Source organism: Thermococcus coalescens, from assembly GCF_055392585.1.
Window position 1 is genome coordinate 1,600,574 of record NZ_AP043764.1, and the last position, 18,700, is coordinate 1,619,273.

Below are 18,700 nucleotides of genomic sequence, written 5' to 3' on the forward strand. Positions count from 1 at the left end.
CACTCACAATTATTCACGAAAATATTTAAAGCTTTCGTTCAGAGAGAACAGTTAAGCAAGGCTTAAATATTTTGTCAACTTACCAAGGTTGACAAAAGGTGGGATTCATGAGGGCAGGTCCCCCCAGGGGGTACTGGATCACAGTGGGTTTGGGGTTTGCCACCTTCAGTACTGGCGTGCTATTCAGAAGTAGTGCTCTGTTGGCGCTCTCCTTCATCTTGGTGGCTTTGGGGATTCTCTTGTTTTACGGCCGTAGGGTTCGCGTTAATGAAGGAGGCATAGTTTTTGAATGGGGCATCATATTCAAACACAGGGAGGTTGTTGAGTTCAGCGAGATAATCGAAGTTATAGACGTTCCATCAAACAGGTACCTTGCTTTTGCCCGCTATGCTCCTGAAGTTCTAATTCTGCCTGTTCTTACGGTGATCTTTGGGATTCTGGCGTTTTTCTTTAGTGAATTTGGGTGGGTTGGTTTGGCATGGCTTCTTTTCGGTGGGGTCCAACTCACGTCGTACACATACTCTGATGCAGAGAAACGGAAAGGAGCCGCGCTGATTTTTCTGCTCACCCTGCTCGTCGGTGTTGTTGGTTATTTCTACGGGGTGAAGATGGCCCTTCCGCTGGTAGCCATAGGAATCCTTCTCACTGGCATCTTTTGGGAGGGCGGGCCCGGGGTTATGAACACGCTATTCCTCGTGACCGAGAACGGTGTTTATCATATCAGGTATACCTCCAAGGGGGATGTTAATAGAATGCTGTCCCATCTGGGTGGTGCCGGTGAAGATTGAAGGCACATGGCCCGTGACGGCCCCTCCAGTAGTTGAGGTTATGAGACTTGCCGTTCTCATGGTAATGCTGCTCCTCGCCCTCCGTCCCCCTGAGCATTTCCTCCCAACACTGATTCTCCTCGGGCTCCTTTTTGGACTCGTGTCGGGCTCTGGTGTTGAGCTCAGGGATGGAAAATTGGTGCTCAGGTACGGGCCCCTTTTCAGGTTCGGGATGGGGGAAGTTCTGGAGGTCGCCGATCTGGGTAGAATACGGAGGGGCAGGTTAATCCGGTACGTTTGGAGGGACATGGTGGTTCCCATGTACTACGTCCTCGCCGTTTCCCTGCTTTTCAGGAGTGGGGAACTTCCTCTTCTCGGCAGCGTTTTGTACCTTGCCGCTCTTTACTCCATCAGCGTTTTCCTGCCGCTGCACCTCCTGAAGGAGCGGACTAACCTCTTCGTCCTCCTCGCGGTGCTCCTCCCGTGGCTTATGCTCCTTCCTTTCAGGGGATACGTCCCTGACTGGGCTGTATGGGTTACCATGCACTCGTTCCTTGGGCTCCTGTACTTCCCGCTCTTCGCGGCTCTCGATTACGTTCTCGTATCAACCAAGGGGGAAAGGTTGTGCTCCGGTGCTATGACGCGAAGAAAGTGATGAAAGCCTTTGCAGGTGGTGTCCATGAGGCTTAGGCTCTCCCCCTTCCCGGTCAGGGGACTTCCGCTGTTCTTCCTGGCCCTATCGCTGGTTGGGAGTGCCATTGGCGTTCTCCTCCAGGCCGCCAGAGGCTGGAATCTCGCTTGGCTCTTCCCCTACTTCTTCATCTTCTCCGTTCCCTTCGGTGCTGAGCTCAGGGAAAAGGAGCTCATCTTCCTCTACGGCTTTGGCTTGATGAAGGAGAGAATCCCCCTTGATTCCATCGAGGAAGTAGCTCTCATCTCGCGCCTCGAGTACGGCACGGTGGCGAGGCACTTCAGGGCCTACGCGGGTCTGTGGAGTCTGGTGGTGGCACTTGCCGTTCTCTACTTGATCCTGCCCGGCGACAAGAACCCCCTTGGCCTATACTTTGCCCCGCTCATAATAGCTCTCTACACCGTCTTCTTTCTGACCCTGACGCTGCCAGTGAAAAGGCGGGACGTTGTGTATATCGCAGCCCCCTTTTCTCTGGCTTTTTTGCTGCTCTATCCCCTCTTCACGATGGGGCCGAAGACCCTGATCCCAAGCTTTATCTTCGGTCTCCTCATCTTCGGAATGGTAAAGGCTTTTCGGGCGGAAGATCTGATACTGCTTAGGGCGGGCGGGAAGTCCTACCTGCTTTCCTGCAGGGATGGAAGCGAGTTCCTGAACCTGCTTAGGGGGGTCGCAGATGCTCAGACTTCCTGAGGGCATGGAGAGGGTCTGGCTCATGAAGGCCAAAGGCATGCGCGAGGTCGAGATAGCGGAAGCCCTCGGAATCTCAAGACAGGCAGTCAACAAGGCACTGAAGGATGCGAGGGTCAAGCTCTTCGAGGCCTTCTTTGGCCTGGCGGAGGTCTTCTCCTGGGACGTCGTGAGGGTCAACGCCGGGAAGGGCTTTGCCGTCTTCACTGGTAAGGTTGGAGACAAAAGAGTGAGGGTCTACGCCTTCTACCTGCCCGGAAAGGGAATTAAGGCTTTCTTCGGGGATAGTCTTCCGGATTACATCCTCGGGCACGCCGTCGAGCTGGGAATTATCGGGAAAAAGGAAGTTAAAGAGCTGATAAAGGCTCTGGAGAGCTAGTAATAGCCCTCCTCGTGGGCACTCGTTAGGGAAATGAATGCCGCATAGAATACCGCGCCGAGTGCAACGAGGAGCATGATGATTCCAACGAGGGGGCTCGCGTCCGGTTTTAGTGCTACAGCCGCCAGCTGGAGGGTAATGATGCCTGAGACAATTGCCATAGCCTTTGCGAAACCGAGCGCCATCTCCCCTTTGAACTTCGGGGAGAGCTGGAAAAAGAGAGGTCGGGAGACTAAAAAGGTCAGCGCGAGGAGGAAAAGCTGAACGAAGGTTATTAAGGCGGTCCCTTCTTCCCCCGGGAGCTTCCTGGTTAAGAGGGCAAGGGAGACGCCGACGAAGGCCGACTGGAGGGCAATGCACATCCCCACACTGGGAGGTTCTATCCTCCTTCCCGGTCTCCCCCGGACTTCCTCCGAGAGCTCCTCAAGCCCGTACTCGCGCTTTGCGGCCAGGTATGCGAGGAGCGTCGTTGTTCCGAGGCCAGCGAGCAGCACGACAACCAGCCATGCAAACCTCAGAAACGGGGAGAGAAGCACGAGAAAAAGCCCTGTGAGGACAGTTCCGACCCCTGAAACGCGGTTCGCCCTCCTTTTCGCCCTCTCTGAAAGGTAGGTGTAGCCTATCCTGAACCCCATCCCCGGCTCGCCCTTTGAGGTGAGGGCGAGAACTCCCGCGGCAATTATGCCGAGGCCGAGAAATACTGCCCACAGGATTCTGAGGAACTCATACCCGTCCATTCACGCCACCTGTAATCAAGCGATAAATCCCCACGAGAACGGCGGCTATGATAAGAACCCCCGCGTAGCTGACTGCCTTTCCGGAAGTAAACCCGGCATTGTAGAGCACCGCGGTAGATATAACAACGATGATTCCGGCGCTCATCAGGGTCATGAGCTCAGTCCAGGCTTTTATTTTCCCGGGATAGATGCGCATCCGCAGGGAAAACTCGGGGTTTTTCGTGAGTAGCGTCAGGACAAATGGCAGAAGCCACACAAGGGTGGGCAGTTCGACCACGCCCCACAGCTTGTCCGAGAAAGTGTCCGGCGTTCCGGAGGACTTGAAGTGCACCGCGATGGTCTCTGGGAGGTTATTCCACAGAGCCGCCACCAGAAAAAGATACGCACCGATAAAAACAAGTTGCAACAGGAGATAGAACCGCACGGAGTCTTCCATCCAAAGGAAATTGAGGACGGATCCCTTTTTAGTGTCCATCACCACTTCCCTCCATCCGCCCCAGGGTCTCCATTATCGCCCCTATCTCCATCTTCATCTCGCTCAGGACTTCCCTGCCCAGCTTCGTCAGGGAATAGTACTTCCTCGGCCTTCCCCCGACTTCTGCCCACTCGTCCTGGATCAGGCCTATCTTCTTCAGGCTCTTGAGGATGTCGTACAGAGCGCCCTCACTGGGCACGATTCTGCCGTCGCTGAGCTCCTCAAGTCTTTTCCGTATTGCGTAGCCGTGGAGTTCTTCCTCCCTCTCCAGGAGCAGGAGCACCAGGTAGGAGTAGAGGCCTGAGCGAAGGTCTTTTCTCAGCTTCTTGAGGGCTTTCTCCTTCCTGTCCATCAGCACGTCGCTCACCACAGGGCTTCCTCTTCCTTCGGGAGTTCCACCTTTGCCTTTGGAATCATGTAGTACAGCAGTCCCAGTGCGGCGAGGGCGGTTATAAACTCTACCGCGTACATGACCGGCTCGCTCTTCGTGAGCTGATAGTAAGCCGCCAGGGAATCTATGACCGTGTGGACTCCTATCATCGCCAGAAGGCCCGTCTTCCCGTAGCCCTCCCTGTAGGCATACGCGAGGTATATTCCGGTTCCGACGTGGAACAGGACGACGAAGTAGCGCTCCACCATCGAAAGGAGCGCCGTGCTTAGCGGCACGTCGAGCGGTTTTCCCGTGGCGAGAGCCCCCGCCAGAGCAATCCCGGCTACAACGAAGACCTCCGTTATTCCAAAACCCAGCCCCATAAACAGGCCTGTGTTCAGGCTCTTCCCCTTCACGAGGAGGTACTTTGCCCCCTCCTGGACTATACCCGCGATGAGCCCGACCCATACCGAAACACCTATGACAAAGACTGTTCCCCTGGCTATGACGTCGGCGTTGGACTTTATCCCCATTCCCAGTAGCGGGAGCTGCTGGACGGGGTTCTGGATTATCATTGCGATGAAAAACGCGGCCAAGCCGAGGACGAACTCCCCCAACCTCTGCTTTTCGAAGCCGAGCAGGTAAACCGTTGCCCACGCCAGCAGCCCGCCGAGTATGGGGAAAGGAAGGAGGTACATGCTCACTCCTCCTCGATCCTCTCAACGACCACCGCCGTGCCGTAGGCGTATATCTCGGCCATCCCCGAGGCAACCGCGGACGTCATGAAGCGGACTCCTATGACTGCATTGGCCCCCATGTCCTCCGCATGGAGCTTCATTCTCCTCAGGGCTTCCTCTCTTGCCTCCGCCAGCATCTGAGTGTACTCCTGAACCTCGCCGCCCTTCAGGTTCTTGAAAAACGCCATGATGTCCCTGCCCACGTGGGTGGCCCTGACTATTCCGCCCCTGGCGAGGCCTTTCACCTCGACCACGCGGTAGCCGGGGATGTTCTCGGTGGTCGTTATGAGTACGTCGCCCATACCTATCACCTCGATGCATCGAACTTCGAGGTATTATCTGCCTCAGGATATTTAAGGCTTTCTGTCCCGGCAGAAAGAGGGGGAAAGAATCAGACCGAGTGGTAGTATATCACGTAGGTGTCATCGTCGTCGTAGACCTCCTGCGGCGCGACGCCGTTGAGATAGGTCCACGTCCAGCCGGGGTTTGCGTCTATGTCCGGCCCGCCCGCGGCTGTGTATGCCGCCCAGACGAGCTCGGAGCAGTAGTAGCTGTCCCCGTACACCTGCTTCGTCCACCAGCCCCAGTCGTAGGGCTTGCCCAGCTGCTGGTATGCGAAGTAGACGGCGTTCTGCCTCACGTAATCGCTGGTAGCAACGCGTAGAACCGCAACGGCGTCGTACCTGCTGAGGAAGTCAGAGAGCAGAACCATCCTTATCCCTGATTCCCAGGCCTCAATAACGACCCAATCGCCGTAATAGGGGTCATAATACGCCACGATTCCGGTGTGCGTCCAGTACCCCGGTATGAAGAAGTCGCTCTTCTGTCCGTGCCCTATGACGATGTCTCCGGGTATCACGTTGGTGGGGTAGGGGTGCCAGTAGTTTCCCCCGCTCCCTGTAAGGGCAGAGACGGGCGCTGCCATGGCCAGCACGACCAGCAGTCCAACGATTATGCCCAGCCTTCCCTTCATTCGATCACCTCCGGATGGCAGAAGTAATATGTGCATTAATGATTGATAAGGTTTACTGAAAACCATTAGTGGCTATCGATGTCCCCTTTAGTCCCGGGGTCCCCAAGCGCCAGGAAGAAAAGAAGTGTGGCCGTGCTCAGTGTCAGCGAGATTGGAGCGGAGAGTAGCAGACCAGCCACCAGGCCCACCACCCCCATGCTGGCTACTATCAGCGTCAGCGGGACTGAGATGAATGCTCCCAGAGCGAGGTACTTGAGGGCGTAGTCGAGGTATTCGCCGCCCCTCATCGCGAGTCCAAGGCTCACCCGCAGGGCATCCATGAATCCGAGACCCCCGATTGAGATCAGAAACGGTGTCCCGTAGACCGCGTAGAGGATGAGGAGCCCGGCAAAGGCCGGGATGAAGGTAAACGGTGAGGCCAAGAGTGTGAGGATTAGAAGCATCATGACCGTGTAGAGCATGGCGTTGAACTTGAGGAACTCTGGAAAGTCCCTCCCCGCGTTCTTGAGAAAGCTGCTCTCACGCATCAGAACCTCATCCCTTATGCTTCCGAGGTAGCCCGCTTCGATGTAGCTTCCAAGGAGTACCATGAGCACCGTGAAGGTTATGCCTTCGGGGGAAAAGGCGGCACCGGATGCCCTCGCCGGCAGGGAGACGAGGCTCCATAGGGTGGGCGTCGGCTCGGGCAGGGGGAACTGGATTCCAAAATGGAAGCCCCCGACGTTCAGGACTTCGAGGACCTTCCCGTAGTTCATCAGGCTCATCGCCACCGGTACTGGAAGGAGCCACTTGGTTTCCTCAAACTTCCCCCACGCCTCGCCGAGGAGCCCGAAAAACTCCACCACATTGTTCACCATTTTCTATTTTGATTTTTGGCTTTTAACTTTTTTCAATGGTATAACCTCCGATGGGCATTTAAAGGCTTCTCTGCTATGGACTCTGGTGGGTTCAATGCATGAAGTTTCGAGCGGCGAGATACTGAAAACCCTTCGAGAGCTCAACGCTAAACGTGTGCTCATCCAGACGCCCGAAGGTCTAAAAGGGGAGGCCCAATCCCTGGCCGATTTCCTTGAGGAGAACGGTATCGAGGCGATAATAAGCGGGGACATAAACTACGGCGCCTGCGACCCCGCTGACAGGGAGGCAAAGCTTCTCAGCTGCGATGCGCTGATACACCTCGGCCACAGCTACATGACGCTCCACCTCGAAGTCCCGACGATATTCGTGCCGGCCTTTGCCGGGGTGGACGTTGTCCCGGCCTTGGAGAAGAACCTTGAGGAGATTAAAAAGCTCGGGAGGAGGATCGCCCTCGTTACGACCGCCCAGCACATCCACCAGCTCGAAAGGGCGAAGGAATTTCTGGAAAAGGAGGGGTTTGATGTTGTCGTTGGGGAGGGTGACTCCCGCGTGAGCTGGCCCGGTCAGGTTCTCGGCTGCAATTTTACCGCGGCTAAGGTCGATGCCGGAGGGGTTCTCTTCATAGGGGCCGGCTACTTCCACCCCCTTGGGGTGGCCGTAGCAACCAGAAAACCCACACTGGCGGTGAACCCCTACTCCGGGGACGCCATCTGGATGGATCGGGAGGCTGAGAGGCTGGTAAGGAAGCGCTGGGCCCAGATAGCGAAGGCGATGGAGGCTCAAAAATTCGGCGTCATAACCAGCACCAAGAAGGGCCAGCTCCGCCTGGCTGAGGCGAGGAGAATCGTTAAACTCCTCCGGGAGCACGGGAAGTACGCCAGACTGATAGCGATGAATCACATAAACTACCCTGCCCTCGAAGGCTTCGACTTCGACGCCTATGTAGTCGTCGCCTGTCCAAGGGTTCCGATAGACGACTACGAGAACTGGAGGAAGCCCGTGCTGACGCCGAGGGAGGTGGAGATAGTGCTGGGCCTCCGCGAGGACTACGCTTTCGATGAGATACTTGGTGGGAAGCGTGAGATCAACGAACTCGTAGGAATGGCTCTTCACGGGGTGAGAGGTTGAGGAAGAAGCATCTTGCGATGGTGCTTTCAAGACTTGAGGGTTTCAGAAACCCCAAACCCGAACTTGAACAGTACAGGACGCCGGGAAACGTTGCGGCCGAGCTCCTCTGGCTGGCCCACTCCATGGGGGACATCGAAGATAAGGTCGTGGCGGATCTCGGCGCCGGAACGGGGGTGTTAACGGTCGGCGCCTGTCTGCTGGGGGCCGTAAAAGTCTATGCAGTGGAGAGGGACGCATCCGCCCTTGAGGTTCTGATGCACAACATCCTGGCCCATGGCCTTGCGGACTGCGTTGAGGTGGTGCACTCCGACGTCTCGGAGTTTTCCGGCAGTGTGGACACCGTCGTTATGAACCCCCCGTTTGGGAGCCAGAACCCCCACGCGGACAGGCCTTTCCTAATTAAGGCCTTTGAGGTAAGCGATGTTGTTTACTCCATTCATCTGGCCAAGCCCGAGGTCAGACGCTTCATCGAGGCGTTTGTTGGAGACTTCCATTTCTCGATAACGCATAGAGTAACTCTTCCTTTTGAGATTCCAGCACAGTTCTTCTTCCACCGGAAGAAGCTGGAGAGGATCTCCGTCGATGTGTATCGGTTCCAACGTGTGTAAAGCGAAAACAATATATTGGATGAAGTTCAATATCTCGTGGGTATAATGAGGGGTGGAGCCCATGGATCAAATTAGGGAACTAGTGATGTCCTGGCGGGCGATGGATGTAATAGACATCGCCAACGGAGACGAATACGTGGTCACATCTCTCCTCCGACTTCTGGAAGATGAGGACGCCACCACTCGTCTGCGGGCACTTACAGCCCTTGGGGAACTCCTCAAGGATCCTGATGGTAAGACAAAGTCCGCCGTGCTGAGAAACGGCTTCAACCGTTTAGTGGCTCTTTTAGGGGACAAGGACAGCAGGATCGTGTCAAGAACGCTGGAGGTTCTCCTCAGGCTTCTCGATGGGATGCAGATAGACGAGATAAGGCTCCTGACGCTGATAGACGCCTCGGTTCCTGTGGCAGAGAGAGGGGACACTTTCATATATCTGTCGCTCCTCGATCTGTTCCGCAAACTCCAGATGCCCCCATTGAGCTGGAGAAGCAGGGCCAGGATAGACGGGCTGCTCAATGCGGACAACATGTACGTGCGGGGTCTTGGCATGCGCCTCTTCCTCAACTCCGGAAATCTCGACGGAAGGAGTGAGGCGGTGCTGGAGTGCATCACCGACCTCCTGACCAGTAATAATGTCCTGCTCATTGAGGCGGGATTGGACTTTCTGGAAGAAGTTCTTGCGTTCCATCTCTCCGCCGACATGATGAGGCGCCTCGTGAGTTTCTTGAACGTTCTTAAAAACATTGAAAACGGCGCCGAGAATATTCTCATTCGCTCCAGAGCCTCCAACGTGAGAACCGAAGTGGAGAAGGTGCTGTTTTCGTATTACCGCTCCAGAAAGGAGGAAGCGTTGGGGGTGATAAAAGAGCTTCTTCTTGAAAAGCGCGTTGAGGAGGCTCTTAACCTGGCGTTGATACTCGGCGGAACTTCGCTCCTCCTGAGCCTGTGGGCGAGGGAGGATGATGGTCTTGATCCAACGCTGATGGAGCTGCTCATGCCGTCTAGGGCGCCCTAACTTCAGATGACCAAAAAGCGAAAGCGATATATGTCAAGTTGGTTATACTACATATTGTGCCGTTCGAAAGGGCTATTCCACCCAAGGATGAACTGCGCGAAATGGTGCTCTCGTGGCAGATAAAGGAGGCCGTTAGGCTGGCTCTGGAGGACAGCGATGTTCTTCTAATGCTTCTGGATTTAGTTAGGGAAGACGACGTGAATACAAAGGTTCGAGCACTGCTTGCCCTCTACGAAGTTCTGAAGAAAGGAAACGAGGAGACGAGGCTTCTTGTGATAAACAACGGCTTTGACGCCGTGATCTCCTCACTAAAGTCAAAAGAGCCCCGCCTCGTAACGAAATCTCTGAAGGTTCTCTCTGCGCTGGCGGAGGGATTCCCCCTGGGGAAGGAGGAGTTCCTGGAGCTTGTGGACATCCTGGTTGAGCTGGTGAAAGACCCGGGGATGGAGTTTGCGTCCCTTGAGATGGCGGAACTGGTTACAAAACTCACAGTTGCCCATCCTTCTCCTGCGGTTCGTTCCAAGGTCACCTGGCTGCTCTCCCGGGACAACCCCCGCCTCAGGGGTATGGGGCTCAGGCTTCTGCTCAACATCTTTGTGTTTACGGGAGACACCAGAAGCTTTGAAACGCTCTTGGAGGAGGCATCGGGGCTCCTCTTGAGTGACGACGACATTCTGGTGGATTTCGTCCTTGACGTGCTCTCCGAGGCACTTCAGATGGATGTCCCTGATGAGGCGATCAAGGTGCTCCCCAGGGTTCTTTCGAGGGTCAAGAGGGTTGCCGCCCGGAGCGATGACTTCTTTATGAGGTCAAAGGCGAAAAAAGTAACACGTAGAGTGGAGGAAGCGCTCTATAATTACTACCGCTCCAGACCAGATGAGGCCAAAAACGTCCTTCACAGGCTTGTGTTGAACGGGGAGTACGCCATGGCAATGGATCTGGCCATCTCAATCGGCGATGAGTTCCTCCTGAAATGGCTCTCAAAGACCCTGGAGAAGGAGGGGGTGGAGGATTTCACACCCAGGTTTCAGGTCGTTGGCGGTCCAAGCGGCGGCCCTGCGGGAGTCGTGGAGTTCTCGCCTCCGGCTCCACAGGGACGGCACGAAAAATCCGTGGAGGTCACTGTGGGGGAGTTTTCCGATGGGGGTTCACTGCCGTCCCTTGAGAGGGTGCTGGAAGATGGTGACGCGGAGGTGCTGCTTAATATCCTCCGCTCACGGCCGGATTCCGTTCGGGAGATTGAGGGTCTTCTCCATTCAGGGGATCCCGGAAAGAGGTCAAACGCCATTTGGACACTCTCAAGGCTTGCGGACAGGATGAACAACGGGGAGTTTGAACTGCTGTATCCCCTTATCCCCGCGCTCTTTGACGTCGTAAGTTCCGGAAACCCCTGGGAGAGAAACAAAGGGGCAAAAATCCTCGCTATCCTTGCTTCAAAAGGAGGCAGGAGGGACATCCTTGAGAGAATGCTCTCCCTGCTTGCGGAGAGCCCAGTCCCCGCGCTGGAGTTCTTCAGCTATTACTTCGTATACACCTGGGATGAAGACGCGGTGTCCAGGGTGCTGGAGTTCCTGAAGGGCGCCCTTTCAAACCCTGAACTCCGGTTTCCCGCTCTCATGGTTCTCGACGCGATAACAATGTGGGGAATACGCCCTGAAATAGACAGGGAAACCTTTCTGCCAATTCTTGAGAGCCTCATTAACTCAGATGAGGATGAGATACGTAAGGTGGCGGCCAGGATAATGGAAAGGTTCAAAACTGCGTGAATCCAGCTGGCAGGGGGGAGACAATTTGGGAAAGCTCAAGCTCAGCGACAGACAGCTCTACGCGCTCATAGAGGCGGTCAAGCTCGGAGAAGAAGTTAAGCCGAGCCAGGGCGCAAAGAGAAGGGCCTTTGCCAGGTACAAAATCGGTGGCTGGGAGAACTCCAAGCTGACGGGGATATTCTACTCCATCCAGCGGAGACTCGGGCTTATCGACGAGGTTATCGAGGAGCTTGTTGGGGTCTCTCCGCTGATACTCGACCCGTGGCTGAGGGCAACGCTGAGGGTGGCCATCGAGGTGGCGGTCTTCCGCGACCCAAGCGAGAAGACGAGGCAGCACCTTAAAGGGCTCGCCCAGTTTCTGTCCAGGAAAACTCACCCCTACGTTGGCTATTACTACTACGACCTCCTGCCCAGGGTTCTCGAATACGTTCCGGTTATCGATACCGAGGAGAAGAGGCTGAAGTGGAACTACATGTTCCCGGAGTGGTTAATAGGGAGGGTGAGGGAACTGGTGGGGGACGAGGCGGAAGACCTCCTGAGGGCGCTCAACGAGACCCTCCCGACGAGCATCAGGGTCAACCTCCTGAAGAGCAGCGTTGAAGAAGTGGAATCCTACCTCCGGAAAAAGAACGTCCGCTTCGAAAGGAGCGAGAGAGTTGAGACCGTCATCAGAATCCTCGACCCCTTCAACCCCGAATGGCTTCTCAACAAGGGCTGGGTCATCGCCCAGGAGGAAGCCGCCGCCGTTGCTTCCCTCGTTTTAGCTCCCAAGCCAGGCGAAACGGTGGTCGATCTGGCGGCAGCACCGGGAGGAAAGACCGCCCACATGGCCGAGCTGATGAAAAACCGGGGAAGGATATACGCCTTCGACGTTGATAGGGCCAGAATAAAGCGCATGAACGAGGTGCTCAGACGCACTGGTGTGGAGATAGCCGAGACGGTAAGGGCTGATGGCAGAAAGGCCCCGGATATCCTGGGAGAGGGGATCGCCGACAGGGTGATGCTCGACGCCCCGTGCACGAGCGATGGGACGATAGCGAAAAATCCCGAGCTCAGGTGGCGTCTCAGAGAAAAGAACATTCCAAGAGTAGTTGAGCTCCAGAAAGAGCTCCTTGAGAGTGCGTGGAAGCTCCTGAAGCCCGGCGGGAGAGTTCTCTACTCCACCTGCTCGATGCTGCCGGAGGAGAACGAGGAAGTTGTGAGATGGTTCATGAGAAAACACGGGGACGCCAGCCTGATACCGTTAGACGGTCCCTACGATGAGGGGTTTCTGCCGGGCACGATGAGGGCCTGGCCCCACAGGCACAGGACGATAGGGTTTTTCTATGCTCTGATTGAAAAGAAAAGGGGTTAGGTTTGGGTTTCCTCCTCTTCTCCCGGGGAAGGCTCCTCCACCCTCACCCTCAGCTCGTTGGCGAACCAGTTGACCCTCTGCGGGAACGGTATCTCTATGCCGGCCTCGTCGAGGGCCTCCTTGACGTCCCTTATTATCCTCGTCCTGACGTCGAACCACTTCTCGCTCGGTGCCCAGGCCCTAATGGCTATCATGACCGCGCTGTCGGATAGGTCGGTTACATAAACCATGGGCTCGGGCTCTGCAAGAACTAGGGGGATTCCATCTAGGACACCCTTTATTATCTCGATAGCCCTTTCCGCGTCGGCACTGTATGAGATTCCGATGTCAACGTCAACGCGCCTGACCGGGTAGTGCATGAGGTTGACGATGTTGCTGTTGAAGAGCTTTTCGTTTGGAATCCTGATCAGAGTCCCGTCCCAGGCCCTTATCCTTGTGGAGAGTATTCGTATGTCCTCCACCACCCCTCCCAGCTCCCCTATCCGCACCTGGTCTCCAATCTGGAGTGGCTTGTCAAAGTACATGAACACACCTGAGATGAAGTTGGCCACAACCGTCTGGGCGGCAAAACCGAGGACTATGCCCGTTATTCCTATGGCGGCCATTATGGTGCTCAGCTCGCCACTTATCCCAGCGAAGTTGAGAGCCAGGAAGAAGGCTATTGTGAGGAAGACGTAGTAGAACACTTTAGCCCGTATCATCACGTCCGGCTTGGGCCTCTTTCCGGAGCTGGCTATCATGTAGTCCTTGGACTTCTTCGCTATCAGGTACGCGAAGTAGAAGAAGCCTACCGCAAACGCTATGTTCCCGACGGTGGTTGGGCCGAGCTGGTAGCTCATTATCCCCAGTAGGTAGAGGGCCCAGATGATGCCGCCGAGGACGAACATGCGGAATATTATTTCCGCCGTGTCCTCGTTGATGATCCATGTTAGGGTGGTCTCCTTGGACTTCCGTAGAATGAACCGCCTCAGGATTCTCCCCAGGATCATCATGCCCACTATTACCACTGCGGCTTCCACGATGTTCCAGAGCGTCACCTGTATAGGGATTCCCCCGGGAAGTACGGGAACGGTGATTGTGCTGTTCGTCCCGGCCATTTTTACCACCTCATCCTGAAGTTTGGAAGCGGCTCTGCCGTGTGGGTGGGCTTCAGCGTGCCATCGGGTGGGTTCCCTGTGTTGTTGACCTCGTAGACGTCCTTTGTCGTGAGTATCACCAGTGGATAGTACGCCTTGTCCTTGGAGTAAAACATCACACTGCTCCTTATTGGCAGCACAATTCTCTCCACGAGCTTCCACGCGTCCGTCGGGTTCTCTATGACCAGCTTCACTACTCCCAGCGAGTCTGGAATCCTGTCATAGAAGTCACTCACGTGATAGCGGGCTATGACGCCTATTGTTTTCTCCCCATAGAGGGCGTACTTCTCCCTGCCGATTACAAAACGGTCTATCTCGATGTCTCCACTTCTGACGGAGATGTCGACGGGTGCCGACAGGTAGCCCGTGAATCTCTTCTTTGGAGGCACGGCTATCCTCTCGGAGAGCTTTATCATTAGGAACTTCACACCGTAACCTTCGGCCGGGGCGGGCAGGACGCGGAGCTTCGTCTCACCCTTTTTTATAAGCACCTTAACATCGTCCCGCCGGTATATCACGGTGTCCTCTGAACCCTCTACAAGATGGATTTTTTTGTCCATGATTTTGATAAACTGTGTCTTTAGCTCGTGCTCTCCAAACATGGGAGAAAGTAAGGACTAAGAAAATTTAAAGTTGTCTAAAATTGGGAGAGGGGATTCACTCCTCCTCAAACCTGATGTCCTCAAGTTTCATATAGGAATATATGTTTGTCCCCTCCGCCACGAAGATGCCCTCCGCTTCCAGAGGGACCGGCAGGTTTGGTGCTATTATCGCCCACCCGTTGCCCCTGGCGTCTCCAACGATATAGGACCACTCAACCCTGGCCGTCTTGAAGTTTTTTCCGCCTATGCTGGTGGTTCCCTGAGGCTCTATCTTGTACTTGTACTGGTAGTTCATGAAGCCGTAGCTTCCCTCGGTAGACGTCATCAGATTTTCTTCCTCCAGCACTCCCCAGAAGCCGAACGTCGTCATTGCGAAAAATGCCGTGTACGTAAGGTCCGTGTCCGGAATGTCGGCGAGACTGAAGCCCTCGCTCATATAGAAGTCATAGTCGTCCTTTCCAACGGCACTCGGGTTGTAAACCTCGTAGACGTTGTCCTTGTACTTGACCTTGAATCCGATGATCTCGGGGTAGCCCATTCCAAAGGTTTGTGCTATAGGAAACAGGAAAAAGCCCTCGTAGAACTCCAGTGGCTGGGTTCCCCACAGCCAGTACTCCACAGGTGCATCGAGCTGCTCTGCGTTTATTGGTATCAGCTTTCCGTAGTACTCGTAGGCATCGTACTCGCCCAGTTCGGCCTTCTTGGCCTCCCCCGTCTGCATGTCCCATTCGGTTCCGTAAACTGTAACCTTGCCGGGGCCGCGTCTCTTCTCGACTTCGTATTCATAAACCGGTGCTCCCTCGGCCTGCCTGACCTTGATGTTGTACTTGAGATACGTTATCTTGTAAAGACCGTCCCCTATGCGGACGGGCTTGGATGCATCCCAGGGATTGGCCCAAGTGGCGTACTCCGATGTGGTGGTTGTTTTCTCCCCTGTCCCGCTTTCGCTGTACGTTTCGGTGGACTCGCCCGTGCTCGTGTATTCCCCTTGGGTCGAGGTCGCGGGGGTTGTCGTGCTTCCACCTCCTCCCAGACATCCGCTCACGCTTGTAAAAACCAAAAGAACGACAAGAATTGCAAAAACAGTCTTGGCCCTAACGTTCATATTGTCCAACTCCAAGTTGTCTTACACCAAATACAACTGGGGAATATTTAAACGTTGGCATACCCGGGTTAAAAGAAAGGGGTAAAAAAGACTCAGGGCAGGTTTTTCTCCAGCTTCAGGTCTTCCAGCTTTAGGTAGCCGTAAATAACCGTCGTCTGGTCTGTGTTAGTGTCCTTGTAGGAGTAGTAGCCTTCGCTCTCAATTACTAGGGGAAGGTCCGGAGAGAACTTTCCTTCTCCCTGAAGCTTGACGCCCTCCACCGTACCTTCGTACTTCCACTGGTAGTTGACCAGCCTGAAGGTGAAGCCGGAGTAGCTTGTAACGCCGTCCGGACTTGTGCTCCATGTCCAGGTGTGTCCCATTCCGTCGCTCCAGACGCCTGACTGTGGAACCAGAACGTTAACGTTGCTCCATTCGTACCAGAATCCCAGATGGACGAGGGCAACCCAGCCCATGTAGAGGTACCCAAGGTCTTCGTTTACAGTATCGGGCAGGTTCATGTCCCCCTCAAAGCACGGGAAGAGGCCGCTCTGGAACGGGGCGGGGTTCATCACCCTGAAGCTCTGTCCCTTGTAATCGAACTGAATGCCGACAAAAACGTTGTCTCCAGCTCCGGTTGGGGATATGTAGGAGAACCACAGAACGTCCCACGGGTATATGAACGCATCGCTCATGTTGGAGAGGTACCAGACCGTTATGGTGAGGGTGTCATCAAGCCCCGCGGCCTTGACGGGATTCACAACGGTCTTGTATGCGTAAACCTGCTGCTCGCCGAGATCCTTCTTGTTCCCCATAAGATCCATGCCACAAACATTGACGGTGGCCTTGTCAACGCTCTTCTCTATGATGTACTCATAAACCGGTGAGTTCTGGTCGGGCTGAACCTTGTAGCGGTACTTGTAGTAGGTTATCCAGTATGTTTCGCCCTTGATGTTTATTGGGGCGTACTCCCACGGGTTCTCCCAGTAGGCTTCCTCGGTGGGGGTCTGTGTTTCGGTCTCGGTGGCGGAGGTGGTCTCGGTCACGGTTGTCTGGGTTTCTGTGGCAGGAGAAGAGGTCGTCTCGGAGGGAACTGAAGTGCTGGAGGTTGATGGGGGCGATGTAACCTCGGCAGAAGTTCCGGGAGTGGTTGTTGGGGACGCGGAAGTGGTTGAGGTCTCCCCACCTCCCCCGAGACAGCCGCTCGCGACGACCATCCCGAGGAGTAGCAGTACCAGCACAGCCGTTATGGCACGTTTCATCTAAACCCCTCCGAACCCGCAAAAAACAAAGCGGGTCGTAGAGACATGGCCATGTTATATTCTTGTCACTCGTCATATTAAAAACTTTCTAAGACTTCAAACAAAACTGAAGCAGTTGGATATACGACCCTACCTCATGTGGGGTTGGGATTTGAGAAGTCTGAAGAATGGCTCTGCTTTCCTCCCCAGCAGGAGGCCCGTGTGGGCCGCCAGGTCAAAAACGAAGGGAACCTTCTCGATGATGCCGACGTCAGCAGTCGCAACGGTCTCGTAAGTCTTGAGCTCGAAGTCCGGGCTCCTGACGAGTCTGACTTCTCCCGCCACGCCCTCGCTAGCAAGTGCCCCTTCGGTGAGCTTTTTGACGAGGCCGCTTTTGGGAACGTTCCTGCCGTAGAAGAAAACCGCCTCCGAGACCTCCAGCTCAAGGAGGGCCCTGGCTATCCCGTGGAGCAGGTTTCTGGTCTCTTCTCTGAGCCTGTATTTTCCCTGGTACTTTAGGTCCCTCACGAGCCCGTCCTCGCAGAGTATCGCCTGCCCCCCAAGGAGTGATTCAAGCGTTATCAGGACGTTGAAGCCGTCTATTCCAAGAACCCTGCCCCTGAGCTCGCCCGGAGTGAGGAGCTTTTTTGAGACTTTCTCAATCCACTCGTCGGAAAAGACGCACCTCGCCAGGAGATGGCGCTCTCTTCCGGTAAGCCGGTAGTGGTTGGCCACGAATTCAAGGGCATACGCCTTTCTGTACCCCCTGTTGAGGAGGTACTTTAGATCGAGGTATGCTTCATCGAGCATGGATAAAGAAACGGTGGAGGGTTAAATAACCTTCTCCACCACTTCGGTGCCGGTGTGTATCCTCAGCTTCACCTTCCCACCGAGGAGTGAGCTCTTGACTTTTTTCGTCAGTATCTCATCCACCTGAAAGATTCCTGCAGGGTGCTTCATCCATATCTCAATGAGTATCGGCTGCTCATCGTCCCCCTCCATGATCTCGACCTTTTCGATGGCCAGAGCTGAAACTGCGTGGATGTCGACCTTGTCCTTCTTGTGCACCAGCCTGCTCCTTCCGGCCTCCATGTCGCAGCCGTCCGCTATTGTGACCAGCGAGCCCTCGACGGTTGTACAGGGGACTGCCTCATCGTGGGTGTAGACGGCGTTCAGTGTGAGCGCCTTGAGGAGGAGAGGGTCGTCGGTTCCGAACTCCCTCACTAGCTTCTCTATTATCGGCTCCGCGAGGAAAACGCTGAACTCGTAGTGGTTTACCCTGTGTATCATGTTCCCTGTGTCGTGGAACAGCGCTCCAAAGGCCACTATAAACTTGCTCCAGCGGAAGGGCTTGCTGAGCCTCTCCGCTGTCGTCTGAATCCCGAACTTTCTGATGATGTTCAGAAGCTCCAGCGCGCGTCTGGTCGTGAGGAGGACGTGGATCGGCCCGTGGTCGTTGAAGCCGTAGACGTTCAGGACGATGTAGTTGGTGGTCTCGAAATAGTAGTGGTACTCCCTGAAAGTTCTCTCGTAGAGTTCGTAGAGGTCCTCATCCTCGAGGAGTTCCCTAATCTCACCCAGCAGTTCTTCTTCCGTATACATCTTTTCCACCCAATGACGTGGGGAGGAAGGGGTTTTAAGGATTTTCACCCCAGCATTCCCTCAAGCTCGAGGATTTTTCTTGAGCGGAGGTAGACGACGGGAATTCCCCTCTCCCTCAACCTCTTCTTCAGTCCCTTGTCGTTGGTGCAGACTATAACTCGCTCGTTTTTCACCGCAAAGTCAAAAATCTGGTCGTCTATCGGTCTCTTCCCGAACTCCCCTATGTCGATGACCTCGAACCTTTCTGCAAGCTTCTTGGCCATCCTGATGGCCATCAGGTCCTTTCCCCTGGCCTTTCTCTCTATGACCTCAAGCTCCTGAAGGACGACGTTGGGGACCGTGATTTTAAACCTCACATCGAGAATCCTGCTCAGTTCGGAGATTATGTCCACGCCGAACTGCCCCGGGACGAGGAGGAAATTCGTGTCCGGAATCACCAGCCACTCTCTTCTTTTGCTCATCAACCTCACCGAAATTAAAGGGGTAAGAA

Annotated in this window: 23 protein-coding genes; 9 read left to right on the plus strand and 14 right to left on the minus strand. The window is 55.0% G+C overall.

Annotation, left to right across the window (positions count from 1 at the left end; genetic code table 11):
• Positions 1 to 107 precede the first annotated feature (107 nt).
• The 4 genes from ACZ5M3_RS08845 to ACZ5M3_RS08860 are packed head-to-tail and all read left to right on the plus strand — an operon-like array spanning position 108 to position 2,524.
• On the plus strand, positions 108 to 788 hold the full coding sequence (locus ACZ5M3_RS08845) for a hypothetical protein (protein ID WP_464839278.1): 681 nt from the start codon (positions 108 to 110) through the stop codon (positions 786 to 788).
• Complete coding sequence (locus tag ACZ5M3_RS08850) at positions 778 to 1,422, plus strand: hypothetical protein (RefSeq protein ID WP_464839279.1); 645 nt, start codon at positions 778 to 780, stop codon at positions 1,420 to 1,422. The genes ACZ5M3_RS08845 and ACZ5M3_RS08850 overlap by 11 nt, the downstream gene beginning before the upstream one ends.
• Before the next feature lie 24 nt (positions 1,423 to 1,446).
• The gene (locus ACZ5M3_RS08855; protein ID WP_464839280.1) at positions 1,447 to 2,148 is read left to right on the plus strand and encodes a hypothetical protein; all 702 of its coding nucleotides are present in this window, start codon (positions 1,447 to 1,449) and stop codon (positions 2,146 to 2,148) included.
• Entirely contained in the window at positions 2,132 to 2,524 is a 393-nt protein-coding gene (locus ACZ5M3_RS08860; protein ID WP_464839281.1) for a sigma factor-like helix-turn-helix DNA-binding protein, read from the plus strand. The genes ACZ5M3_RS08855 and ACZ5M3_RS08860 overlap by 17 nt, the downstream gene beginning before the upstream one ends.
• On the opposite strand, the gene ACZ5M3_RS08865 is transcribed toward ACZ5M3_RS08860, so the two are convergent.
• From ACZ5M3_RS08865 to ACZ5M3_RS08895, 7 genes are all read right to left on the minus strand, one after another.
• Entirely contained in the window at positions 2,521 to 3,261 is a 741-nt protein-coding gene (locus ACZ5M3_RS08865) for an SdpI family protein (protein ID WP_464839282.1), read from the minus strand. The two genes, ACZ5M3_RS08860 and ACZ5M3_RS08865, sit on opposite strands and share 4 nt — an antisense overlap.
• On the minus strand, positions 3,248 to 3,736 hold the full coding sequence (locus tag ACZ5M3_RS08870; RefSeq protein WP_464839283.1) for a DUF1648 domain-containing protein: 489 nt from the start codon (positions 3,734 to 3,736) through the stop codon (positions 3,248 to 3,250). The genes ACZ5M3_RS08865 and ACZ5M3_RS08870 overlap by 14 nt, the downstream gene beginning before the upstream one ends.
• Positions 3,726 to 4,094 carry a PadR family transcriptional regulator gene (locus tag ACZ5M3_RS08875; protein ID WP_464840852.1) on the minus strand — a complete coding sequence of 123 codons (369 nt, stop codon included), beginning with the start codon at positions 4,092 to 4,094 and terminating at the stop codon, positions 3,726 to 3,728. Before ACZ5M3_RS08875 ends, ACZ5M3_RS08870 begins: the two co-directional genes overlap by 11 nt.
• Positions 4,095 to 4,099: 5 nt before the next feature.
• The gene (locus tag ACZ5M3_RS08880; protein WP_464839284.1) at positions 4,100 to 4,804 is read right to left on the minus strand and encodes a YhfC family glutamic-type intramembrane protease; all 705 of its coding nucleotides are present in this window, start codon (positions 4,802 to 4,804) and stop codon (positions 4,100 to 4,102) included.
• Between the two features lie 2 nt (positions 4,805 to 4,806).
• On the minus strand, positions 4,807 to 5,145 hold the full coding sequence (locus tag ACZ5M3_RS08885) for a heavy metal-binding domain-containing protein (RefSeq protein ID WP_297089805.1): 339 nt from the start codon (positions 5,143 to 5,145) through the stop codon (positions 4,807 to 4,809).
• 89 nt (positions 5,146 to 5,234) lie between these two features.
• Positions 5,235 to 5,816: a YiiX/YebB-like N1pC/P60 family cysteine hydrolase gene (locus ACZ5M3_RS08890; RefSeq protein WP_464839285.1), complete on the minus strand. Its 582-nt coding sequence runs from the start codon at positions 5,814 to 5,816 to the stop codon at positions 5,235 to 5,237.
• Between the two features lie 65 nt (positions 5,817 to 5,881).
• The gene (locus ACZ5M3_RS08895; RefSeq protein WP_464839286.1) at positions 5,882 to 6,670 is read right to left on the minus strand and encodes a hypothetical protein; all 789 of its coding nucleotides are present in this window, start codon (positions 6,668 to 6,670) and stop codon (positions 5,882 to 5,884) included.
• Positions 6,671 to 6,767: 97 nt separating this feature from the next.
• Here ACZ5M3_RS08895 and dph2 point away from each other — a divergent pair, with 97 nt between their 5' ends.
• The 5 genes from dph2 to ACZ5M3_RS08920 all read left to right on the plus strand — a co-directional run bounded on the left by dph2 (position 6,768) and on the right by ACZ5M3_RS08920 (position 12,545).
• Positions 6,768 to 7,802, plus strand: coding sequence for a diphthamide biosynthesis enzyme Dph2 (gene dph2 / locus ACZ5M3_RS08900; RefSeq protein WP_464840854.1), 1,035 nt, complete (start codon positions 6,768 to 6,770; stop codon positions 7,800 to 7,802).
• On the plus strand, positions 7,799 to 8,410 hold the full coding sequence (locus tag ACZ5M3_RS08905) for an METTL5 family protein (protein WP_464839287.1): 612 nt from the start codon (positions 7,799 to 7,801) through the stop codon (positions 8,408 to 8,410). Before dph2 ends, ACZ5M3_RS08905 begins: the two co-directional genes overlap by 4 nt.
• Before the next feature lie 61 nt (positions 8,411 to 8,471).
• Positions 8,472 to 9,425: a HEAT repeat domain-containing protein gene (locus ACZ5M3_RS08910; protein ID WP_464839288.1), complete on the plus strand. Its 954-nt coding sequence runs from the start codon at positions 8,472 to 8,474 to the stop codon at positions 9,423 to 9,425.
• 56 nt (positions 9,426 to 9,481) lie between these two features.
• Entirely contained in the window at positions 9,482 to 11,191 is a 1,710-nt protein-coding gene (locus tag ACZ5M3_RS08915; RefSeq protein WP_464839289.1) for a hypothetical protein, read from the plus strand.
• 25 nt (positions 11,192 to 11,216) lie between these two features.
• The gene (locus ACZ5M3_RS08920) at positions 11,217 to 12,545 is read left to right on the plus strand and encodes an RsmB/NOP family class I SAM-dependent RNA methyltransferase (RefSeq protein ID WP_464839290.1); all 1,329 of its coding nucleotides are present in this window, start codon (positions 11,217 to 11,219) and stop codon (positions 12,543 to 12,545) included.
• Here the strand turns inward: ACZ5M3_RS08920 and ACZ5M3_RS08925 are convergent.
• From ACZ5M3_RS08925 to ACZ5M3_RS08955, 7 genes are all read right to left on the minus strand, one after another.
• Complete coding sequence (locus ACZ5M3_RS08925) at positions 12,542 to 13,642, minus strand: mechanosensitive ion channel family protein (protein WP_464839291.1); 1,101 nt, start codon at positions 13,640 to 13,642, stop codon at positions 12,542 to 12,544. The genes ACZ5M3_RS08920 and ACZ5M3_RS08925 overlap by 4 nt on opposite strands.
• 2 nt (positions 13,643 to 13,644) lie before the next feature.
• On the minus strand, positions 13,645 to 14,283 hold the full coding sequence (locus ACZ5M3_RS08930; RefSeq protein ID WP_464839292.1) for a DUF432 domain-containing protein: 639 nt from the start codon (positions 14,281 to 14,283) through the stop codon (positions 13,645 to 13,647).
• Between the two features lie 55 nt (positions 14,284 to 14,338).
• Positions 14,339 to 15,388 (minus strand): hypothetical protein, encoded by a 1,050-nt coding sequence (locus ACZ5M3_RS08935; RefSeq protein WP_464839293.1) that lies wholly within the window; start codon positions 15,386 to 15,388, stop codon positions 14,339 to 14,341.
• Between the two features lie 92 nt (positions 15,389 to 15,480).
• Positions 15,481 to 16,629 (minus strand): hypothetical protein, encoded by a 1,149-nt coding sequence (locus tag ACZ5M3_RS08940; protein ID WP_464839295.1) that lies wholly within the window; start codon positions 16,627 to 16,629, stop codon positions 15,481 to 15,483.
• Between the two features lie 129 nt (positions 16,630 to 16,758).
• A complete protein-coding gene (locus ACZ5M3_RS08945; RefSeq protein ID WP_464839296.1) occupies positions 16,759 to 17,418 on the minus strand; it encodes a DUF434 domain-containing protein in 660 nt (219 codons plus the stop codon).
• Positions 17,419 to 17,439: 21 nt separating this feature from the next.
• On the minus strand, positions 17,440 to 18,210 hold the full coding sequence (locus tag ACZ5M3_RS08950; RefSeq protein ID WP_464840856.1) for a metal-dependent phosphohydrolase: 771 nt from the start codon (positions 18,208 to 18,210) through the stop codon (positions 17,440 to 17,442).
• A gap of 44 nt (positions 18,211 to 18,254) precedes the next feature.
• A complete protein-coding gene (locus ACZ5M3_RS08955; RefSeq protein WP_464839297.1) occupies positions 18,255 to 18,671 on the minus strand; it encodes a PIN domain-containing protein in 417 nt (138 codons plus the stop codon).
• Between the last annotated feature and the right edge of the window lie 29 nt (positions 18,672 to 18,700).